This is a genomic window from Streptomyces sp. WELS2 (assembly GCF_013870595.1).
Lineage (GTDB): Bacteria > Actinomycetota > Actinomycetes > Streptomycetales > Streptomycetaceae > Streptomyces.
Map to the genome: position 1 here is coordinate 1 of NZ_JACBWZ010001328.1, position 1,117 is coordinate 1,117.

Sequence of the window (1,117 nt, forward strand, 5' to 3'; positions counted from 1 at the left end):
GACGTCGTTGCGGGGCAGCCAGACGGGCGTCTTCACCGGCATCTGGGCATCCGGCTACGGCGACCAGGCACCCGCCGACGCCGAGGGATATCTCGGTACGGGCGCCGCGACCAGCGTGACCTCCGGCCGGATCGCCTATCTGCTGGGACTGGAAGGCGCGGCGGTCTCCCTGGACACCGCCTGCTCGTCCTCGCTGGTGGCGATCCACCTGGCCGCTCAGGCGCTGCGCTCGGGAGAGTGCTCGCTGGCCCTGGCCGGCGGGGTGACCGTGATGGCGACCCCGCTGGGGTTCACCGAGTTCTCGCGCCAGCGCGGCCTGGCCCCCGACGGCAGGGTGAAGGCGTTCGCCGAGGCGGCCGACGGTACGGCGTGGGCCGAGGGCGCGGGGTTGGTGCTGCTGGAGCGGTTGTCGGACGCCCGTCGCAACGGTCACCGGGTGCTGGCGGTCGTCCGGGGTTCTGCGGTGAACCAGGACGGCACCTCCAACGGCCTCGGGGCGCCGAACGGTCCGTCGCAGGAGCGGGTGATCCGGCAGGCGCTGGCGAACGCGGGACTCTCGACGGCGGACGTGGACGCGGTCGAAGCGCACGGCACCGGCACCACGCTCGGCGATCCCATCGAGGCGCAGGCACTCCTGGCGACCTACGGTCAGGGGCGGGACGAGCCGTTGTGGCTGGGGTCGGTGAAGTCGAACATCGGGCACACGCAGGCCGCGGCCGGTGTCGCCGGTGTGATCAAGATGGTGATGGCGATGCGGCACGGGCAACTGCCGCCGACCCTGCATGTCGACACGCCGACCTCACACGTCGACTGGGAGTCCGGAAACATCCGGCTGCTCACCGAGGCCCGGCCCTGGCCCGACAACGGCCACCCGCGTCGCGCTGGCGTCTCGGCGTTCGGCATCAGCGGTACGAACGCGCACGTGGTGATCGAGGCGGCTGCCGAGGAGCGGGCCGGGGTTTCGGCGGGATCCGCGGGCGGGGTGGTGCCGTGGGTGCTGTCGGCCAGGTCCGAGGCCGCGTTGCGGGAGCAGGCGCGCCGGCTGGGGGCCTTCACCGCCGTACATCCCGAGGTGAGCCCGGCGGCGGTCGGGGGCGCCCTGGCCGCCCGCACCGTG

The 1,117-nt window shown here is 73.5% G+C and carries 1 protein-coding gene; it reads left to right on the top strand.

Going from position 1 to position 1,117, the window contains the following annotated elements:
- Nucleotides 1-1,117, top strand: a 1,117-nt coding sequence (locus H5J33_RS36110) for a polyketide synthase (RefSeq protein WP_220213065.1), incomplete at both ends; no start/stop codon positions are given.